Annotated in this window: 20 protein-coding genes and 1 pseudogene; 8 read left to right on the top strand and 13 right to left on the bottom strand. The window is 53.9% G+C overall.

Annotation, left to right across the window (positions count from 1 at the left end; genetic code table 11):
• Positions 1–37: 37 nt before the first annotated feature.
• Entirely contained in the window at positions 38–784 is a 747-nt protein-coding gene (locus P349_RS09905) for an SDR family NAD(P)-dependent oxidoreductase (protein WP_032648714.1), read from the bottom strand.
• Between the two features lie 130 nt (positions 785–914).
• On the opposite strand from P349_RS09905, the gene P349_RS09910 reads away from it, so the two are divergent.
• Positions 915–1,784 (top strand): LysR family transcriptional regulator, encoded by an 870-nt coding sequence (locus P349_RS09910; protein WP_032648716.1) that lies wholly within the window; start codon positions 915–917, stop codon positions 1,782–1,784.
• A gap of 2 nt (positions 1,785–1,786) precedes the next feature.
• On the opposite strand, the gene P349_RS09915 is transcribed toward P349_RS09910, so the two are convergent.
• The 4 genes from P349_RS09915 to P349_RS09930 all read right to left on the bottom strand — a co-directional run bounded on the left by P349_RS09915 (position 1,787) and on the right by P349_RS09930 (position 4,722).
• On the bottom strand, positions 1,787–2,326 hold the full coding sequence (locus P349_RS09915) for a cytochrome b (RefSeq protein ID WP_032648719.1): 540 nt from the start codon (positions 2,324–2,326) through the stop codon (positions 1,787–1,789).
• The gene (locus P349_RS09920; RefSeq protein WP_032648720.1) at positions 2,323–3,378 is read right to left on the bottom strand and encodes a catalase family peroxidase; all 1,056 of its coding nucleotides are present in this window, start codon (positions 3,376–3,378) and stop codon (positions 2,323–2,325) included. The genes P349_RS09915 and P349_RS09920 overlap by 4 nt, the downstream gene beginning before the upstream one ends.
• On the bottom strand, positions 3,375–3,938 hold the full coding sequence (locus tag P349_RS09925; protein WP_032648722.1) for a DUF308 domain-containing protein: 564 nt from the start codon (positions 3,936–3,938) through the stop codon (positions 3,375–3,377). Before P349_RS09925 ends, P349_RS09920 begins: the two co-directional genes overlap by 4 nt.
• A 199-nt stretch (positions 3,939–4,137) precedes the next feature.
• Positions 4,138–4,722, bottom strand: coding sequence for a TetR/AcrR family transcriptional regulator (locus tag P349_RS09930; RefSeq protein WP_032648724.1), 585 nt, complete (start codon positions 4,720–4,722; stop codon positions 4,138–4,140).
• Positions 4,723–4,930: 208 nt separating this feature from the next.
• Between P349_RS09930 and P349_RS09935 the strand changes: the two genes are divergently transcribed.
• Positions 4,931–5,182, top strand: coding sequence for a hypothetical protein (locus P349_RS09935; RefSeq protein WP_032648727.1), 252 nt, complete (start codon positions 4,931–4,933; stop codon positions 5,180–5,182).
• A gap of 194 nt (positions 5,183–5,376) precedes the next feature.
• Positions 5,377–5,511 carry a hypothetical protein gene (locus P349_RS26950; protein WP_274518291.1) on the top strand — a complete coding sequence of 45 codons (135 nt, stop codon included), beginning with the start codon at positions 5,377–5,379 and terminating at the stop codon, positions 5,509–5,511.
• A gap of 16 nt (positions 5,512–5,527) precedes the next feature.
• Here P349_RS26950 and P349_RS09940 read toward each other — a convergent pair whose 3' ends face one another.
• From P349_RS09940 to P349_RS09955, 5 genes and pseudogenes are all read right to left on the bottom strand, one after another.
• Positions 5,528–6,526: a DUF4238 domain-containing protein gene (locus P349_RS09940; protein WP_032648729.1), complete on the bottom strand. Its 999-nt coding sequence runs from the start codon at positions 6,524–6,526 to the stop codon at positions 5,528–5,530.
• Positions 6,527–7,268: 742 nt separating this feature from the next.
• Complete coding sequence (locus P349_RS09945) at positions 7,269–7,472, bottom strand: hypothetical protein (RefSeq protein WP_032648731.1); 204 nt, start codon at positions 7,470–7,472, stop codon at positions 7,269–7,271.
• A gap of 123 nt (positions 7,473–7,595) precedes the next feature.
• Positions 7,596–8,732, bottom strand: a complete 1,137-nt coding sequence (locus P349_RS09950; RefSeq protein ID WP_032648732.1) for an asparaginase — start codon at positions 8,730–8,732, stop codon at positions 7,596–7,598.
• Between the two features lie 35 nt (positions 8,733–8,767).
• Positions 8,768–8,884, bottom strand: a pseudogene (locus P349_RS26830) (serine dehydratase); the annotation flags it as partial.
• Positions 8,885–9,373: 489 nt separating this feature from the next.
• Positions 9,374–9,898 carry a hypothetical protein gene (locus tag P349_RS09955; RefSeq protein WP_238550739.1) on the bottom strand — a complete coding sequence of 175 codons (525 nt, stop codon included), beginning with the start codon at positions 9,896–9,898 and terminating at the stop codon, positions 9,374–9,376.
• A 648-nt stretch (positions 9,899–10,546) separates the two neighbouring features.
• Here P349_RS09955 and P349_RS09960 point away from each other — a divergent pair.
• Genes P349_RS09960 through P349_RS09970 form a run of 3 tightly spaced genes read left to right on the top strand, consistent with a single transcriptional unit; the run spans position 10,547 to position 13,456 of the window.
• On the top strand, positions 10,547–12,091 hold the full coding sequence (locus P349_RS09960; protein ID WP_032648735.1) for a peptide MFS transporter: 1,545 nt from the start codon (positions 10,547–10,549) through the stop codon (positions 12,089–12,091).
• Positions 12,092–12,149: 58 nt separating this feature from the next.
• The gene (locus P349_RS09965; RefSeq protein ID WP_032648737.1) at positions 12,150–13,184 is read left to right on the top strand and encodes an oxidoreductase; all 1,035 of its coding nucleotides are present in this window, start codon (positions 12,150–12,152) and stop codon (positions 13,182–13,184) included.
• 50 nt (positions 13,185–13,234) lie between these two features.
• A complete protein-coding gene (locus P349_RS09970; protein ID WP_032648740.1) occupies positions 13,235–13,456 on the top strand; it encodes a zinc ribbon domain-containing protein in 222 nt (73 codons plus the stop codon).
• On the opposite strand, the gene P349_RS09975 is transcribed toward P349_RS09970, so the two are convergent.
• From P349_RS09975 to xseA, 3 genes are read right to left on the bottom strand one after another with little or no spacing between them, the layout of a single operon-like run.
• Complete coding sequence (locus P349_RS09975; protein WP_024908659.1) at positions 13,453–13,803, bottom strand: protealysin inhibitor emfourin; 351 nt, start codon at positions 13,801–13,803, stop codon at positions 13,453–13,455. The two genes, P349_RS09970 and P349_RS09975, sit on opposite strands and share 4 nt — an antisense overlap.
• A complete protein-coding gene (locus P349_RS09980) occupies positions 13,804–14,823 on the bottom strand; it encodes a M4 family metallopeptidase (protein WP_032648743.1) in 1,020 nt (339 codons plus the stop codon).
• A 58-nt stretch (positions 14,824–14,881) separates the two neighbouring features.
• Entirely contained in the window at positions 14,882–16,255 is a 1,374-nt protein-coding gene (gene xseA / locus P349_RS09985) for an exodeoxyribonuclease VII large subunit (protein ID WP_032648746.1), read from the bottom strand.
• A 159-nt stretch (positions 16,256–16,414) separates the two neighbouring features.
• Here xseA and guaB point away from each other — a divergent pair, with 159 nt between their 5' ends.
• Both guaB and guaA read left to right on the top strand, forming a co-directional pair.
• Positions 16,415–17,881 (top strand): IMP dehydrogenase, encoded by a 1,467-nt coding sequence (gene guaB / locus P349_RS09990; protein WP_008502128.1) that lies wholly within the window; start codon positions 16,415–16,417, stop codon positions 17,879–17,881.
• A 67-nt stretch (positions 17,882–17,948) separates the two neighbouring features.
• Complete coding sequence (gene guaA, locus P349_RS09995; RefSeq protein ID WP_032648748.1) at positions 17,949–19,526, top strand: glutamine-hydrolyzing GMP synthase; 1,578 nt, start codon at positions 17,949–17,951, stop codon at positions 19,524–19,526.
• Positions 19,527–19,650: the final 124 nt, after the last annotated feature.

Below are 19,650 nucleotides of genomic sequence, written 5' to 3'. Positions count from 1 at the left end.
ATTCGGTCAGTTTGGGCAGAGGGGCATGCAGAGAATGTCAGCGCATGCCGCCAGCGGCCACAATCACCTCACCGGTGATCCACCCCGCGTCCTCGGAGGCGAGAAAGGCAACGATCGGCGCAACATCCTGCACCTGCCCGATGCGGCCGAGTGGCGTCTGCTTTTCATTCCATGTCTGGAAGTCCGAGTTCATCGCGCCCGCACTGTGACTCCCTTCCGTTTCGATTAGGCCCGGGTTGACGGCGTTAACGCGAATGCCCCGGGGCCCGAGCTCGCGCGCGAGCACGCCGGTGATGGCGTCCATCGCGCCTTTGGTGCCGCTGTAGATGGCGCTCTCGGGGATAAAGACGCGGGTGACGAACGAACTGATGTTAATGATGCTGCTGCCTTTGGTCAGATGCGGCGCGGCGGCGCCAGCCACCAGCAGTGGGCCCAGGACATTGATGTCAAACTGCCTGCGGTAGCGCGCTTCGGTGCTTTCTTCTATCGGGGCGAACTCGTAGATACCGGCGTTGTTCACCACAATGTCCAGGTGTCCGTAGTGGTCGATGGCAAAGGCGATCAGTTCCCTGACGTCCGCCTGGCGAGTGACATCCGCCGCAAACGCCACGGCATGCCCGCCAGCGGCCTCTATGTCGGCGACAACCTTACCGGCACGGCTATTGCCGGAGGTGTAATTGACAATGACTTTTGCGCCGTCAGCCGCCAGCTGTCGGGCAATGGCGGCTCCGATACCGCTGGATCCACCGGTTACGATGGCAACTTTGTCGCGTAATTTTTTCATGGCGTAGGCCTCCTGAAATCCCCGCCGGGGGCGGATTGGGTTGAGAACGCTATAGTGAAGACGACAAAGTTGTTTGGGAACTGACACTTTTGTATATTGGATGTTCATTTTTGTACGGCGAGGCGACAGCATGGAATGGGGCGACGTGCGGGTATTTCTGGCAGTGATGCGTAAGGGGTCTTTCGGGGAGGCGGCCCGCAGTCTCGGCGTGAGCCATCCGACGGTCGGACGCCGGATAAAGGCGCTGGAGGATGAGGCGCAGCAAGCCCTGTTTCGCCGGACAAAGGAGGGGCTGGTGCTCACCGACGCTGGCGACAGGGTGCTGAAGCTGGCAGAGGCCGTGGAAAACTCCGCACTGGCGATGGAGCGTCGTCTGGCCGGGAATCACGACCGCCTTGAAGGGTTATTGCGGATCTCTTCCGCAGAGTGGTTTGCTAACTACGTTCTGGCGCCTGTTCTGAGCGAACTGACGCGACGTCATCCCGCGATTGTACCGGAAATCATCGCGAGCTACCGCTTGCTCAATCTGTCGCGCCGCGATGCCGATATCGCGTTTCGTATTGTTCCTTTTACCGAACCGGATATTGTTCAGCGTCGTCTGATGCGCATTCCCTATGCGCTGTACGGCGTACCGGAAATCGCCGATGTCGCGCAGCGCGACCCGGCCGCCGTGGGGCTGATTCTGATGAACACGGCGCAGTCCCACTTTTCTGACGTCGCCTGGCTGCTCGACAGGTTTCCGCAGTCACGACGGGTGTTCACCAGCACCAGCCGCGCCGTCCAGGCGCAAATGTGTCAGCGGGGCATGGGCATTGCCGTTCTGCCACGCCCGCTTGGCGATGCTATCGCCGGATTGCAGCCCATCAGCATGCCGGAACCCCCACCGTCCAAAGATATCTGGGTGGGGTATCACTCCGACCTCCGGCACATGGACAGACTCCGGGTCATGCTGGATATCGCCGATGAGATGTTTGCCGATCCGGCGACGGCCGCGACGTAAATCTATTTTTTGCGGATGCTTGCCATACTGCTGAACACGCCGTCACGCAGCACAAAAGCATGGAGCAGCGCGGCTGCAAGATGAAGCATTACGGTCGCGAACAGCGCCAGCGCAACCCAGGTGTGAAGCGGCCGCAGTACCGCATACCAGTCATTATTCATGCCCATGATAGGGGGCAGGACGATCCCGTAACCCAGTGTGACGGGATACCCGGCAGCTGAGAGCATGGCCCAGCCAGTCAGCGGCTGTGCCAGCATCATCAGATAGAGCGCCCAGTGCGAAAGATGGGCCATCCCGCGCTGCCAGGCCGGTAGTGAGGCGGGTAAAGCGGGGGCCGGTGTGGTGAAGCGTACCCACACGCGAACGACGACCAGGAGCAGGATCATCACCCCCAGTGGCTTGTGGATCGACACCAGCAGGCTGTGCAGGGAGGAAACGGTTGATACCATCGCCACACCGATAAACAACATGATGAAGATCGCGGTGGCCATCAGCCAGTGCAGGACGCGCAGGACCGGATGAAAATAATCGACCTTTTTCATAGATGTTCTCCTGACTGTTGCGCCTGTTCATGGGTGCGCAGATTGTAGGATTTGGCATAAGCCGATGAGCGCGCGTTAAGTATCGGATCATCAGATGCCGCGATGCCGTCGGGCAAAATTAACGGATCGTAATTGATGTCATTGCAGGGCCCCTGCTGCTGAGGGACAGCACTGGTCAGGACTAACGTGCCGGCCGTCATCGTCTTCCGGTCGGCTGGCCAGGCTTTTGAGGCGTCGTTACCGTTATCCGTCGCCTGAGCCAGCGTGAACACCAGATCCCATTTCAGCGGGCCCTGCGCCAGACGACGCTGAAGATCCTGTTGCAGAAAATCCTTGTTCTGTTTATCGGGATCGGTAACAGGCGTAAACGCTGCATGCGGCACCATACTCCACCGTACCAGGTGTGCATTGCCGGCCTTATCAATCAGGCGAAACGCATTCAGACTGTTAAAGCGATCGCTGGCCCAGCTGGAAGAGGGAACGGTTTGTTTGGCCCAGGCAAAAAACGGTTTTATCTCCGGATGCTTCATGACAAAGGCCCCCATTTTCTCCGGATTCGGTTTTCCGGTGGCCGCATCCGGTAGGGTGGCCTTCTGGAGCTCATAGAAACCTTCAACGGAGCTGACGGGGAAAAAGGGCATGGCGTTCATGCCGGTACGCCACTGCTCACCATTAGCCTGCTGAAAGGACAGCGCCATGCTCCGGACGGGAACGGCATAATCCGGCGCCCCCGGGTTACCGCCGGCAATCGCAAATCGGCCTGTTACGGCGGTTTCACCTTTGCTGAACAGTAAAGCTCGCGACAGCGTGCTGGCATTGCCGTTCGAGACAAAGGTGCCCAGCACGCACATGCCCTTCGCGTGATTTCGGCGATAGCCTTCATGAATTCCACCCGACTGTTCCAACACGTTGACGAGCTTATCCGACGTCAGCCGTTCGGGCGTAAGCCAGCCGCCAGTCCACAGAAATAATAAACACAGTATCAGGGGGATCAGGCCTACCAGTGCGAGGCGCACCAGCGTCTTTCTGTTTATCTGCGATGTGATTTTCATTGTGTGAGCTCATTTTGTTTTCGAACCGTTAGCGACGCGGCGGACAGACAATAATAGACGGCACCAAACGCCGCATAGCCCGCAATAGTGTTTACCGACGGGGGTTCCGATAGCCGGGACTGAACGAGGAAGAAGGCGCCTGCCAGTGCAGACTGCGCGCCGCTTAAAATCATGCTCCACTGCGCACCATAATGTTTCCAGCGCTGTACCGCCGCCCCCAGCTGCAGCAGACCGGACAGGATTGCCCAGCCACCAAATATACGGATCACCTCATACATGCTGTCTATGTTCACCATTACGGCCAGTGTGGTGAGGGCACTGACGATAATATTGACGGTCTGCATCCGGCTGCGGCCGAATCCACTGCTTTTAAGGGCATCCATATAATTAGCCATTGCATCCCAGGCGGGGTAAAGGATGAGCAGTACCGACGTCCAGACAAGTGAAGACTGGCCCGCGGAAAACACGGCAACCGCCCATAAAACGGAGAAGGCGGTGCGGATAAAATAATAGTGCTGGAGCCAGTGCTGCTGGTGCACATGGTAATGATTATCGGACATGTTAACCCTCTCAACCCGGCAGGCTGAACAAACGAAGCATCGGCGTGAGCTTCTCTCTGTCAGAAAACCTACTAGTAGGTAGGTAAAAGATCAACCTGTTTTTGTGCGAGGCTGTGAATTCGTAAAAGGATCGTCCGGGGACGGAAGAGGAGGGGACGAGTTGAAATAAAAGCGGCCCGGCAGGTAAACCGGGCTACCGTCAGGCGACGTTGACCACCTTGTTAATCAGCGGAGAGGCAATCTGATCAAACACCGCCGGATTATTGAACGCGCGTGCGGCCAGCATGGCGCCATGAATGCCCGCCATCAGCATCCGGGCTTCGGCTTCCGCCGTTTCATTTAGCAGGAAAATGCCGCGGGCTTCGCCGGCCCTCAGTAAGGTGGCGAGCCAGTCAGAGAGATCGCTGAAATGGCCGGTGACTTCGGCGGCTATTTCAGCAGGCAAGGTGGGAAGCTCAACGGCAAGCATTACACAGATGCAAAATGGCGAAGTGCCATCCTTAATACACGCTGACCAGAAGTCGGCATATCCTTTCACTTTGGCCAGGGGATCGTCGATTTGCCGATCCATGGCCGCCATACCCGCCAGGGCTTCTGCGCGGTACTCCTGCACAACCGCCTTCACTAAATCTTCCTTGCCGGGAAAATGGTGGTGGATACTGGCTTTGCGGATACCGACACGCTCAGCAAGATCGGCATAGCTGAAGCTTTTATACCCTCCGACTGTCAGCAGTTGCCGGGTGTTTGCCATAATTTCCCGCGCTTTCGGCGAACGTTCGCTCATTTCAGTCTCCAGTCTTTAACCCTGTGAAACAGGGGGGCAGTGTCTGATAGCATCCTGCCGGGATGGCCTGCAGACAGGACGCTAGATGGTCAAATCACAGGCCCGGAGGACGACGACCCCGATATAGGCGGCTGGCAGGATTGACACGTACCCATCCTACTACTAGGATGGGTGAAATTCAAAGTCTATTCCTGCATGGAGAGTGTGCATGGCGGTGATTCCGTTTCCTGGCAGGGTTAAGCCGGCGGTACCAGAGGACAACAGCCAAACGCTTCCCGGCTTACGGGATTCACATCAAGACTACAGCCGCACACCGTGCAGCAAAAACAACGATGCCGTTCGCCATTTTGCATTAAGGGTCGCCGGGAAGCTTTTAAGCGATCCGGAGCTGAATCAGGCGATGCCTTTTCTGGTGGACAAAATCGTCAGAGTGCTGATGACTGAATCCAGAGACAGCTGATGTCGGGTCGGGCGGGCAGCTAAGAAAAAGAAGGTGGTTCTCGTTTGCCCTCGTCCTATTCCGTTCATCCGTCAGAACCCGTTCCGTACGGGTTCGGATTCAACCCGCTGATCGTGGGACCTGAAGTTTGCGTTCCGGAACGTCTCAAACAGGAACAGAACGTCTTCAACATCGTTTAGATTGCTGGAGTGCACATGTCCGCTCTGTGCCAGAAGTGGACGTTGCTGCATCACAATGTGTTAATCAGCCGCAAGCAGCTCAGTCAGGCGATGAAGGGAGTGAGTTATCAAAAGTTGTCGCCCTCCATCATCACCAGCGAGGATGCTTGACTGTACGCCCTCTCAGTTACAATGTGTTCAGTCTGCAGTCTGCAGTCTGTAATGTAAAAGCTAGATAATTTCGTTGATTGAAGTCCTTCTTATATAACCTAACGGTTTCTTTGTTTCTCGAAAATATGGTTTTGCAAGAGGAACGGGCTACTTTAGTATTGAGCATGTGTACTTCATCGTAACTTAGATGATTGCTCGAAAAATATTTCACTCCACTGGTATTTATTAATAGCGCCTTACCGGGGGATAATGGGTAATAATAATCAACAAATTCACCTTCACTTCCTTCTGGATTCAGATTTATTACTGGCTGATCAGATGTAATGAAGTCAATACTGGATTCGTTCTCAAGCAGAATGACTTTTCTGCTGCTGTTCAAGGACATGTCATAAGAAAGGTTTGTTGCCATAAATGAACACATAAACCACCAGTTTCTATTGTAAAAATCCCTTAAACGATCCCGGATGTGTGTTTGGCCAGGAATCTTATCTAGTGACAGAATTAATAATTGCTTCATTTTCTGTGTCCTGGAAAATTGATGCCCTAAGAAATAACAAAACCCATAGTAAGTGCCTTTATCATCCAAGGGAAGCAAGTTTCCTGTTTTTAATTCACTTAAAATTTTTATGGCACTCGATTCTTGCTCAGACAAATAATTTTCGAAAGCATTGCTCTGTATAATATCTTGTAAGTTTATTCCAAGTTTTGCATTAAGAGTAGGTGATAATAAGGAGACCATTTTCTGTGTTTCGAATATCATATTCACAAAATTCCAATGAAGTTCTTTCACTGTCTCATTGCATTTGTTTGTGAAGAGAGCTATGAGTTCTTTGTCACTTTCCTTCAATATACCCATTTTGTAGAAATCTTTTTCAAGTCCCAGACCTCTGACACTGTCAGATGCAATGTTAGATTTCTTTGTGATGTAGTAAATGTTGGTTCCATCAACTGTCCAATCCTGAAGGTAATGAGCCCATACATAATGATGTTTGGTTTTCTTCTCAAGAATTTTCATTGGATTCCTTTCGATGATAACGATAGTGAGTGATTTATAAACCATGTTACTGCTTTTGTCTTCGGTAACTTAGAGGTCTACTGGATTAACTTTTGTTTCCAATCACTGAGCCACTCGCAGTATGACCCCATACCCTAGGGGGGAAGTCTCCCGCTTATCCCAACCATTCCCTTTTAGAGATCCTCTGTGGTATGGCTGAGGGCGAACTTCCGCTCCTCGCTCATAGCGGATCTTCATCTCAGTAGGCTTATCAGTTCCGCTCTGCGCTTTAGTGTGACCCTATCGAAGCAGTTTAAGGGGGCACAGAATGACGTTCGCCACTATTGATGATGTCAGAAACCGGATCGAACCGTTAGACAGAGAACTGCTCATCGGATAACGGAAATGCAAGCTGTCGTTTTTACCCGTTCTGGTAGCTGTTAAGGGTGACCGGTTATGAGAAAATAACCCACGCAAACGGTTTCGTTGGTTTTAACCGTTTTCGACACATTATCTATCGCTGTGATGGCGTTGTTGTTTAGCATTTTATTCTTTACGTCTCCTCCCCTGGGGAGACGTCTTTTTCCCACGCACTCTTCACAATGTCTGCAACCCCAAACGCCACTGAAAAATCGCCTTTGATAAGGGATTGGATGTACATCTATGATAGTTTGGCCATCAGAAGAAAGGGTTTGAGCTCTGGATGGAAGTCAGTTGCAGCCATGTTCCGTATTCGCTGCAGGGGAACCTGCTCTGAGTTTGTTTAACCTTTCCACGGCAATAACGTCTCTTTCGCACGGAACGGGAGGCGCGTAAAAATAACCCTGTATCTCTGCACACCTTCCTCAAGGATACGATCAAATTGCTCCTGAGTTTCAATACCTTCAGCGACAGCGGCACAGTCCGGCCGAACGACGGCATCTTTAACAAAACTGCCGTCAATTTTGATTTTGTCAAACGTGTACATGCGCGGATCATGTCTATGCGTTATGGTATACCGCCCGATCACCATATTTCACAGGCGTTTCCCCAGATAAAAAATTATCTGTAAAAGCATCGAAAACGCCTCTTATCGAAGGGTATTTTAACGTCAGTTTTTATGGCCGGTAACTGACCAGAATGCGGCCTGAACGTTTTCTGGTGAAGTCTTTCCGTTTGCAAGCAGAAGCTGAGTAAGGATCCGTGCTTTTGCCGGATTCAGCCCCGACGAAACAACAAAGCCGGCTTTGTTATCATCGACCTCCACGTTACGTTTTACTGCTCCTGTATAGGAGCGCGATGCGCGGACCACGACAAGTCCATGCTCCCGGGCCGCTTTGAGCGCGGCTAACGCTGAGGCGGATGTATTTCCGTCTCCCACGCCGGCGAGAATAATTCCTTTTGCACCATCACGCACCGCATTGTTGATTTGGACATCGTCCATATTACTGTGGGCATAAATGATCTCAACCCGCGGAAGTTTATGGGATGCAGGTAATTGTAGAGACAGACGAGATTCTGCCGGCACCGGGGTAATATAATGAACTTCTGCCGCATCGACATAACCCAGTGGGCCGGCGTAAGGTGACTGAAAAGTAGCCACTCCGGTTGTATCCGATTTCGTGGACCAAATCGGTGACTGGATAGTGTCATTCATCACAATCATTACTCCCCGTCCCTTCGATTGTTTGTCCACAGCAGCATTCACAGATTCAAGCAAATTAGCAGGGCCATCTGCACCAGTTGCTGTCGCCGGTCGCATGGCTCCAGTAATAATAACAGGCTGGGGGTGATGTATTACCAGACTGAGGAAAAAAGCTGTCTCTTCAAGAGTATCTGTGCCATGGGTAATAATAATAGCGTCAGCGGCACCTGTACTGAACAGATCGTCGATCTTCTGGGCAAGATCAAACCAGATTTTATCATTCATGTCCTGAGAACCAATGGATGCGACCTGGACACTACTAAGCTGGGCTTTTTTATCCAATCCTGGAACGGCTGCAAGCAATACTCTTGGGCTGATGGCGCCGGATGTGTATCCGATAGAGCTGGAGTCTTCACCAGTGCTCTGTCCTGCAATGGTACCGCCGGTAGCAAGGATCATCAATTTAGGCAGAGCTTTAGTCGCTTTTTGGCTATATGTCGTTAATGACGGCGAGGCCGTTGCAGCCTGAGAACCATGAGTAAATAGCGAGGCATATACTAGTGTTAGCGCAAACGCGACAGGATGTTTTATAGGCTTGAACATGACTTATTCCTTAGATAAAAGGCAGATGCCTTAACTTTTGTCGCCGATACATTGGCTGGAGCATCATGGGGCATGACAATCGTAGCCGACATACCGGGTAATTTTGCAGACAGAGTGGTAGCCTGAACATAATTGCCGGATGAAAAGGCCAGAGTACCGACTGATCGCCGGCGTTATAATTACTCATCTATCAATTTTTCAGCAGATACAACTGCATCACCATAAGCAAGTAGTGTTATATAAAGAATATCTCATTTATACACACCTTGTCCTTTCACTTCCAGTTCTCACTCTGGAAGACAAGCTTATATTGCGACACATCTCAAAGAAAAAATCCCTGGTACATAAATGGGGTTATTTAATCTATGTAATTTATTCCATACAAAATTTGATACAGAACCCACTAATGAGTCAAAAGTTGTCCTGGTGATGGTTTTAACAGAGTTGATGTTATCAAAATATAAAAAATAGAACTAACGCATGCACAATGTTAACATTATGAAAACATTTTCAAGTCAACGCGTTAGCAAATTGCTAAGTCTGCATTGCATTCACCGGAGAGGTACTATGCAGACGATTAGATTACCTCTGCCAGTCACGGAAAACCTCCAAATGAGGCCCGGTCGAGGGCTGTTGACTGGCTATTTCAGCTTCTGTCTCAGATCGATATAGACATTAGTCAGCGTTGCGACATTGGCTTCATCCATGGAGAGCTCTGAGAAGTCCACAAACCAGTTTCCAGTACTGTGCTTATTGATAACAAATAGCTTTTTACCGTTCACGAATCGATACTCAACATCGTAGTCTTTATGGGTCCACGAAAGATTATCCAGAATAGTGAATTTTGTCGGCTGCGCTGGATTTTGCGGATCCCATTTTAAAAAGTCAGTGTACATGGTTATCCAACTTTCGAGACTGTCCTTGGTGACATATCCGAAGTGACTCGACATATCCCCACCGTTGTATATAGCCATTACTGCGTATTTGCCTTTATCGTCAAGGCGAAGAATTCCATCAAAACCATCTTTGTACTGCGGTTCATTGACCAGCATCACTTCAACACCGGTTTTGTACTGTGTCCAGGTATAATAGAAAGCTGGTTTTCCAGGCGTTGAACACCCTGCCGTAAGTAACAAAAATATAAGCCCTAGAACTCTAATCATCATTATTCCCTATTTAATAAAAACTATGTCTTTATCACAGTCAATAAAGAAACATACTTAACTTCAGTACATAAACATCCATGTTATATCGGCAAAAAAAAGACTTTCATGAGCGGTTATTTGAGCTACATATGACGCCTCACCAGATTGTGGTTCAATCAGTAGAGAACCGTCCGTTTCTCGCTCTTAACGGACTGACGGTGTCATCGGTCAACTAGACCTCTAAAAGTTATCGATGGTCCTTTTTTGTGTACCCAAGGGTGTACACACACATGTGATAAGAATTTAAAAATGCATTAAAAACAATATCTTGTTGTTTTAATGGTTTTTCACATTAAGAAAAGCAAATAAGCTTTGCCGCTCTCACGAAGGCCCGCGATTATCGCGGGCTTTTTTTTGCCCAGTCATACCGCCGGTTTTCTCTGTGTGAAGTCAATCACTATTCACTTTTAACCATGTTTAAATCTAAGAAAGTAGACAATCGTCGAATTTTCATCTTAAAGTCCAGGGTCCGGTACTAGACAAAACTAGCGCCTGGTTATCAAATGGTTAACTAACTTTTCGCCGCATGTAAAAAATCGGCCAGATACGTAACTGGCCGGCGTACCTGCTGGTGTTTACAAGCACGACGACATACCTTTCGGGAGAATTATGCAATCCACTGTTAATCAAAAAGAGAGCCGAACGTTCTTCGGCCATCCGTATCCGCTCGGTTCCCTGTTCTTCACCGAGATGTGGGAGCGTTTCTCGTTTTACGGCATTCGTCCGTTACTGATCCTGTTTATGGCCGCCACCGTCTATGACGGCGGGATGGGCCTGGCGCGTGAAAACGCCTCGGCGATTGTCGGTATCTTTGCCGGTACCATGTACCTGGCCGCGCTGCCGGGCGGCTGGCTGGCGGATAACTGGCTCGGTCAGCAGAGAGCCGTCTGGTACGGTTCGATTCTGATTGCGCTCGGTCACCTGTCGATTGCGCTCTCGGCGGTGATGGGGAACAACCTGTTCTTTATCGGCCTGATGTTCATCGTGCTCGGCTCCGGGCTGTTCAAGACCTGTATTTCGGTGATGGTCGGCACCCTGTATAAAAAAGGCGACGCGCGTCGTGACGGCGGTTTCTCGCTGTTCTATATGGGTATCAACATGGGCTCGTTCATCGCGCCGCTGATTTCCGGCTGGCTGATTAAAACCCACGGCTGGCACTGGGGCTTTGGCATTGGCGGTATCGGGATGCTGGTGGCGCTGATTATCTTCCGCGTGTTTGCCGTTCCGGCAATGAAACGCTATGACGGCGAAGTCGGCCTCGACTCTACCTGGAACAGCCCGGTGGTGAAGCGTAACGGCGTGGGCGTTTGGCTGCTGGCGCTGGCGGCTGGCGTGGCAACGATCGTAACGCTGATTGCGCAGGGCGTGATTGTGATTAACCCGGTCGCGGTGGCCAGCGTGCTGGTCTACGTGATCGCGGCGTCCGTTGCCCTCTACTTCATTTATCTGTTTGTTTTTGCGGGCCTGAACCGTAAAGAGCGCGCCAGACTGCTGGTCTGCTTTATTCTGCTGATCTCCGCGGCGTTCTTCTGGTCCGCGTTCGAACAGAAACCAACCTCGTTCAACCTGTTTGCCAACGACTACACTAACCGCATGATCGGCGATTTTGAAATCCCGGCGGTGTGGTTCCAGTCAATCAACGCCCTGTTCATCATCCTGCTGGCACCGGTGTTCAGCTGGGCGTGGCCGAAGCTGGCGAGCATGAACATTCGCCCGAGCAGCATCACCAAGTTTGTTATCGGTATTTTGTGTGCCGCAGCGGGCTTTGGCCTGATGATGCTGGCGGCACAAAACGTGCTGAGCAACGGTGGGGCGGGCGTGTCGCCGTTCTGGCTGGTGGGCAGCATCCTGATGCTGACGCTCGGCGAACTGTGTCTGAGCCCGATTGGTCTGGCGACCATGACGCTGCTGGCGCCGGAGAGAATGCGCGGTCAGATGATGGGGCTGTGGTTCTGTGCGAGCGCGCTGGGTAACCTGGCGGCGGGCCTGATTGGCGGCCACGTGAAGGCCGACCAGCTGGATATGCTGCCGGATCTCTTTGCGCGCTGCTCCATCGCGCTGCTGATTTGTGCCGCGGTACTGATCGTCCTCATTGTTCCGGTACGCCGCATGCTGGAAAATGCGCAGACTAAACCGGCAGCTAACGCCTCATAAACCTCGAGCTTGCCGGGGCGGCGTTATGCCCCGGCAATTTACTCAACGAGGTAAGAATATGCTGTTAGGGTTTGTGGGTCTTGGCGCAGTCGTTGAAACAGCTTACCTGCCCGCAATACGAAAATGCTTTGATAATCTCCCTCACTGTTTAGGCTTTGATATCCAGCCCGTAAAACAGCCGGAGGGGGTAACGCGTTGTGCCACACTGGCTGAACTCCTCTCCCAGCCGCTTGATACCCTGTTTATTACCACGGCGTCGCTGCACCATCTTGAGGTGCTTGAACACGCTCTCGCCTCATCAGTTTCCCGCATCGTGGTTGAAAAACCGATTGTCGCCACGCTGTTCCAAATCGAAACGCTCAACGCGCTGCTGGCAAACCCTGACGTCGCATCCCGCGTGCTGGCGCTCGATCACTGGATGGCGCGCATCGAAACGGTGAAGCGGTCGCTGCTTGGCAATATCTCTGACATCGTTAAGATTGACGGCTTTTTGCAGGAGCCGAGCGGAGTTAACGCCGCTGGGGAACCCATCGCGCTTAACTTTGCCACCGGCGAGCCGGACACCCGAACGCTTCGCCACCCGGACGGCGTGATTCTGGATATCGGCACGCACGTGCTGGCGATGCTGCGCGAAACGGTGCGTTATCTGGGCGGGAATGATGAGATGACGTTACAGGTGGTGACGGCTAAAGACCGACTGGGCCGCGATATCGCAAAAGGCGACCTGACCACGGCGGAGGGCGAGGCGCATCTGCAGGGCCGCATCAGCGGCGTGCCGGTGGATATCTGGCTTAATAAATATGCGGGACCCGCTGGCGGGCAAAAAGGCTTACGGCTCTGGTTGCGTGACGGGCGGACCATCAGTTACGACCGGCGCGGCGCTGAAGATGTACTGGAGATGATCGATGGCGACACGCGCCAATGCTGGACAATTCCCGGCACGATCTACGAGCACTGTCTTGCAGAGCAGATCCTGGGCGCCAACAGCCTGTTTGAACGGGATCCGCACGAGGTGAGCCGCACGACGCGCCGCCGAATCGAGGAAGTTGAGCTGCTGCTGACCTTGCAGCAACAGCTGCGTGGCCCGCACTGAACGCAACGTGGTAAAATAATTGCAGACCAGAATGCTTGTAAGGAGTCACCATGACGATTACCTGCCCGGATTGCCAGGCACTGCTTGAGCCTCAGAATGGGGTAGCGCACTGCGAGAGCTGTAATAAGGATATTGCGCTTGAAGCCCGCTGCCCGGAGTGCCATCAGCCACTCCAGGTCTTAAAAGCCTGCGGGGCGGTGGATTATTTCTGCCAGAACGGCCACGGTCTTATCTCTAAAAAACGCGTGGAGTTTGTTCGGGCCGAAGGTTAATCGCACACGCAGCCTTCACCTTTCTTCCACAGCTCGACCAGCGACTCGGGCGCTTCCTGCTCCGGCACCAGCACGATGATATCGGCGTAGTGCGCCTGATTTTGCCCGGTCCAGATAATCTGGATGCGGAAATAGCGCTGGTCGCCGCTGCCGGGTGACGAGGCCTGTCCCGGCGGCTGGCCGCGCGGAAAGGCCTGCTCCAGGATGCTCACCAGACGCTGGCGCTGGGCCTCATTGAGCGAGGAGAGCGCGATGGTGCGCTGGCCGCTCAGCTTAGGAATAAAAGCGACGCCGCCTTCCCGGGCCAGCTCAACCACGGCGTCATCCGTCAGTTCCGGAACCTGCATTTACAACACTCCCACCTGTTCCCAGGCTTGTTTAATGGCCGCCCCAACGTCGCCGCCGGAGCGTTTCTCTCCGTGCGAGATTGTCAGTTTTGCGAAGGCCTCAAAATCTGCATCCTGCGCCAGATTGCGATCGCAAACCGTGTCGTACCAGGCATAACCCGCTTTTTCCCAGGCGTAGCCGCCGATCGCCGTCGCGGCCAGATAAAATGCCCGGTTGGGGATGCCGGAGTTGAGATGAACGCCGCCGTTATCCTCGCGCGTTTTTATGAAATCTTTCATGTGCGCGGGCTGCGGGTCTTTGCCGAGCAGCGGATCGTTGTAGGCGGTGCCCGGTTCAGACATCGAGCGCAGCCCTTTGCCGTTGATACCTTTTGCCAGTAACCCCTCACCAATCAGCCAGTCCGCTTTATCGGCGGTTTGCTTCAGATGGTACTGCTTCACCAGCGAGCCAAACACGTCCGACAGCGACTCATTCAGCGCGCCCGACTGCTCAAAATAGATAAGACCGGCTTCGGTCTCGGTCACGCCGTGGCTCAGCTCGTGCGCCACCACGTCGATGGCGATGGTAAAGCGGTTAAATATTTCCCCGTCGCCATCGCCAAATACCATCTGCTGACCGTTCCAGAAGGCGTTCTGATATTCCCGGCCGTAATGTACGGTGCCGGTCAAAATAAGCCCTTTATTATCGAGCGAATCACGCTGATATTCTTTCCAGAAGAAATCATGAGTAATACCCAAATAATCGTAGGCTTCGTCCACCGCCACATCGCCGTTTGAAGGCTGGCCTTCGTAACGCACCTGCGTACCCGGCAGCTCCTGGGTTTGCTTCGCATCGTAGATATCCCGCTCCAGCTGTCCGGCTTTATTCACGTGCGGCGCGGCGGGTTTTCCCGGCATGTGGGCCATCAGCGTCTGGACGTGGGTTAAGGTCTGGCGGGCACAGCGCTGCTGCGGCTCGGAACCGCTTTCGATAATACGACGAAGAATATAAGGGGGAATAACGCTATAAAGATGGGGCATGCTGCTCTCCTTATTAAAAAAGGGAATAGCAGCAGTATAGTAAGTAACCGGCGAAGAATTATCCGGTTTTACGCTGACGCGTCTTTTTCACCGGTTTAATTGATTTAACTTCGCTTTCTACCCAGCCGTCTGAAAGACGCGTCGTCAGCACATCGCCGGTATTTACCTGTTTGGTCTGCTTGAGCACTTTGCCGTCCGTCGCCGTCGTCACGCTATAGCCGCGCGCCAGCGTGGAGAGGGGGCTGACCGCTTCAAGGTGGGTCACCGCATTGCCAAAACGTTCGCGGGTGGTGCTCAGTCGGGCGCGGAGAGTCTCTGCCAGACGATACTCCAGCTGCTGGATCCGCGTTTGCGCGCGATAAATTTTCGGCTGTGGGTTCTGCTGGTTCAGGCGCTGCGTCACGCGCTGCTGGCGCGACACCGCGCGCTTAAGCTGCGCGTCCACCGCCACGTTCATGCGCTGACGCAGGCGCTCCAGCACGGTCTGCTGACGCGCCAGACGCAGCTGCGGGTGCTGCTGCTGAAGACGGTGATGAAGCTGGGTAAAGCGGCGGGTACGGTTGGCAAGGAAGTAGTCCATCGCCATCTCAAGACGCTGCTGGCCGTTCTGAATCTGACGCAGCAGCTCAAGCTGGTTTCGGCTGACCACTTCCGCCGCCGCGGACGGCGTAGGCGCGCGCAGATCCGCGACAAAATCGGCTATTGTTACGTCCGTTTCGTGGCCGACGGCGCTCACCACGGGGATAAGGCTGGCAAAGATTGCCCGCGCCACGCGCTCGTCGTTAAAGCTCCACAGGTCTTCCAGCGAGCCACCACCGCGCCCGACGATTAATACGTCGCACTCCTGACGGGCGTTCGCCAGCTCAATGGCGCGCACAATCTGGCCCGGCGCATCGTCACCCTGCACGGCGGTCGGGTAAATGATGACGGGCAGGGAAGGGTCGCGACGCTTGAGTACGTGCAAAATATCGTGCAGTGCCGCACCGGTTTTCGAGGTGATGACACCTACGCAGTGGGCAGGCGAGGGCAGCGTCTTTTTGTACTGCTGATCGAACAGTCCCTCGGCAGAGAGCTTGGCTTTTAACTGTTCATACTTCTGCTGCAGCAGGCCTTCACCCGCAGGCTGCATGCTCTCGACGATAATCTGATAGTCGCCGCGCGGCTCATACAGGGTGATATTGGCGCGCACCAGAACCTGCTGGCCGTGCTGAGGACGGAACGTCACGCGACGGTTGCTGTTGCGGAACATCGCGCAGCGCACCTGGGCGGTGTCGTCTTTTAAGGTAAAGTACCAGTGGCCGGAGGAGGGCTGCGTGAAGTTAGAGATCTCACCGCTGATCCAGACCTGCCCCATTTCCTGCTCAAGCAGCAAACGCACCGTCTGATTCAGGCGGCTGACGGTATAAATTGAGGGGGATTGAGAGGATAACATGTGAGCGGGATCAAATTCTAAATCAGCAAGTTATTCAGTCGATAGTAACCTGCTGAGAGGTGAGCGCAAGCATTTTTTTTAAAAAAGTGTGGATGCAATCGGTTACGCTCTGTATAATGCCACGGCAATATTTAACCACCCAGGTCAGAGATATTGCCCATGCTACGTATCGCTAAAGAAGCACTGACGTTTGACGACGTCCTCCTCGTTCCCGCTCACTCCACCGTTCTGCCGAATACTGCCGATCTCAGCACGCAGTTGACGAAAACCATTCGCCTGAACATTCCTATGCTCTCTGCGGCAATGGACACCGTGACTGAAGCGCGCCTGGCTATTGCCCTGGCACAGGAAGGTGGCATTGGCTTTATTCACAAAAACATGTCTATCGAACGTCAGGCGGAAGAAGTTCGCCGCGTGAAGAAACATGAATCCGGCATCGTGTCCGATCCACAGACCGTTCTGCCAACCACCACCCTGCACGAAGTGAAGGCCCTGACCGAGCGTAACGGCTTCGCCGGTTACCCGGTGGTGACCGAAGAGAACGAACTGGTCGGTATCATCACCGGTCGTGACGTGCGTTTCGTGACTGACCTGAACCAACCTGTCAGCGTCTACATGACGCCAAAAGAGCGTCTGGTCACCGTTCGCGAAGGTGAAACTCGCGACGTGGTGCTGGCAAAAATGCACGAAAAACGCGTTGAAAAAGCGCTGGTTGTAGACAGCAACTTCCACCTGCGCGGCATGATCACAGTTAAAGATTTCCAGAAAGCAGAACGTAAACCGAACGCCTGTAAAGACGAGCATGGCCGTCTGCGCGTCGGTGCTGCGGTTGGCGCAGGTGCCGGTAACGAAGAGCGCGTTGACGCGTTGGTTGCTGCGGGCGTTGACGTCCTGCTGATTGACTCCTCTCACGGCCACTCCGAAGGCGTTCTGCAACGTATTCGTGATACCCGTGCCAAATACCCTGACCTGCAGATCATCGGCGGTAACGTGGCCACTGGCGCAGGCGCTCGCGCGCTGGCTGACGCTGGCTGCAGCGCGGTGAAAGTGGGTATCGGCCCTGGCTCTATCTGTACCACGCGTATCGTGACTGGCGTGGGCGTTCCACAGATCACCGCCGTGTCTGACGCGGTTGAAGCCCTGGAAGGCACCGGTATTCCGGTTATCGCTGACGGCGGTATCCGCTTCTCTGGCGACATCGCGAAAGCGATCGCTGCGGGTGCAGCGGCGGTGATGGTGGGCTCCATGCTGGCCGGTACCGAAGAATCCCCGGGTGAAATCGAACTCTACCAGGGCCGTTCTTACAAATCCTACCGCGGCATGGGCTCCCTGGGCGCGATGTCCAAAGGTTCATCTGACCGTTACTTCCAGACCGATAACGCCGCTGACAAACTGGTACCGGAAGGTATCGAAGGTCGCGTTGCCTATAAAGGCCGTCTGAAAGAGATCATTCACCAGCAGATGGGCGGCCTGCGCTCCTGTATGGGTCTGACCGGCTGTGGTACCATTGACCTGCTGCGTACTAAAGCGGAATTCGTACGCATCAGCGGTGCGGGTATCCAGGAGAGCCACGTTCACGACGTGACGATCACCAAAGAGTCCCCGAACTACCGTCTGGGCTCCTGATAAGTTTCCGCGCCCGGCTTCTGCCGGGCGCTCTGTTTTTGTTTCACTTGCCTCGGAATTAGCGTCAATGACGGAAAACATTCATAAACATCGCATTCTCATCCTGGACTTCGGTTCTCAGTACACTCAGCTGGTGGCGCGTCGCGTACGTGAACTGGGCGTTTACTGTGAGCTGTGGGCGTGGGATGTCACGGAAGCACAGATTCGCGAATTCAATCCAAGCGGCATCATCCTGTCCGGCGGCCCGGAAAGTACCACCGAAGAGAACAGCCCGCGCGCGCCACAGTACGTGTTCGAAGCTGGCGTGCCGGTATTCGGCGTCTGCTATGGCATGCAGACCATGGCCATGCAGCTGGGCGGCCACGTAGAAGGATCTAACGAGCGCGAGTTCGGCTATGCACAGGTTGAAGTGGTTAACGACAGCGCGCTGGTGCGCGGTATCGAAGACTCCCTGACCGCAGACGGCAAACCGCTGCTGGACGTGTGGATGAGCCACGGCGACAAAGTCACCGCCATCCCGTCTGACTTCGTGACCGTTGCCAGCACCGAGAGCTGCCCGTTTGCCATCATGGCGAACGAAGAAAAACGCTTCTACGGTGTGCAGTTCCACCCGGAAGTGACCCACACCCGTCAGGGTATGCGCATGCTGGAGCGCTTCGTGCGTGACATCTGCCAGTGTGAAGCCCTGTGGACCCCGGCAAAAATCATCGACGACGCCGTTGAGCGTATCCGCCAGCAGGTTGGCGATGACAAAGTGATCCTCGGCCTCTCCGGCGGCGTGGACTCCTCCGTGACCGCGATGCTGCTGCACCGCGCCATCGGCAAAAACCTGACCTGCGTCTTCGTGGACAACGGTCTGCTGCGTCTGAACGAAGCCCAGCAGGTGATGGACATGTTCGGTGACCACTTCGGTCTGAACATCGTTCACGTGGAAGGCGAGCAGCGCTTCCTGGACGCGCTGAAAGGCGAGAACGATCCGGAAGTGAAACGTAAGATCATCGGCCGCGTGTTCGTGGAAGTGTTCGACGAAGAAGCACTGAAGCTGGACGACGTGAAGTGGCTGGCGCAGGGTACTATCTACCCTGACGTTATCGAATCCGCGGCATCCGCCACCGGTAAAGCACACGTCATCAAATCTCACCACAACGTGGGCGGCCTGCCGAAAGAGATGAAGATGGGTCTGGTTGAACCGCTGCGCGAGCTGTTCAAAGACGAAGTGCGTAAGATCGGTCTGGAACTGGGTCTGCCGTACGACATGCTCTACCGTCACCCGTTCCCGGGCCCGGGTCTGGGCGTGCGCGTGCTGGGTGAAGTGAAGAAAGAGTACTGCGACCTGCTGCGTCGCGCGGACGCGATCTTCATCGAAGAGCTGCACAAAGCTGACCTGTACAACAAAGTGAGCCAGGCGTTCACCGTGTTCCTGCCGGTTCGCTCCGTCGGTGTGATGGGCGATGGCCGTAAGTACGACTGGGTTGTTTCCCTGCGTGCGGTGGAAACCATCGACTTCATGACCGCGCACTGGGCGCACCTGCCGTATGACTTCTTAGGCCGCGTGTCTAACCGCATCATCAACGAAGTGAACGGTATTTCCCGCGTGGTGTATGACATCAGCGGTAAGCCACCGGCTACGATTGAGTGGGAATGATTTCCCAACCGGCTACGTCTGGTACTAACAGGTTCTAAATTATCTCTAAGCCCGCGGATTGCGGGCTTTTTTTTGGGCCATGGCTGGCAACACCATCTCAGGTGAGTGCCAGGAGCGGGCGCAA

Origin of the sequence: Enterobacter sp. DC4, assembly GCF_000568095.1 — a bacterium.
GTDB lineage: Bacteria > Pseudomonadota > Gammaproteobacteria > Enterobacterales > Enterobacteriaceae > Enterobacter > Enterobacter pseudoroggenkampii.
Note: the sequence above shows the minus strand (reverse complement) of the source record. Positions and strands in the feature narration are given on the sequence as shown.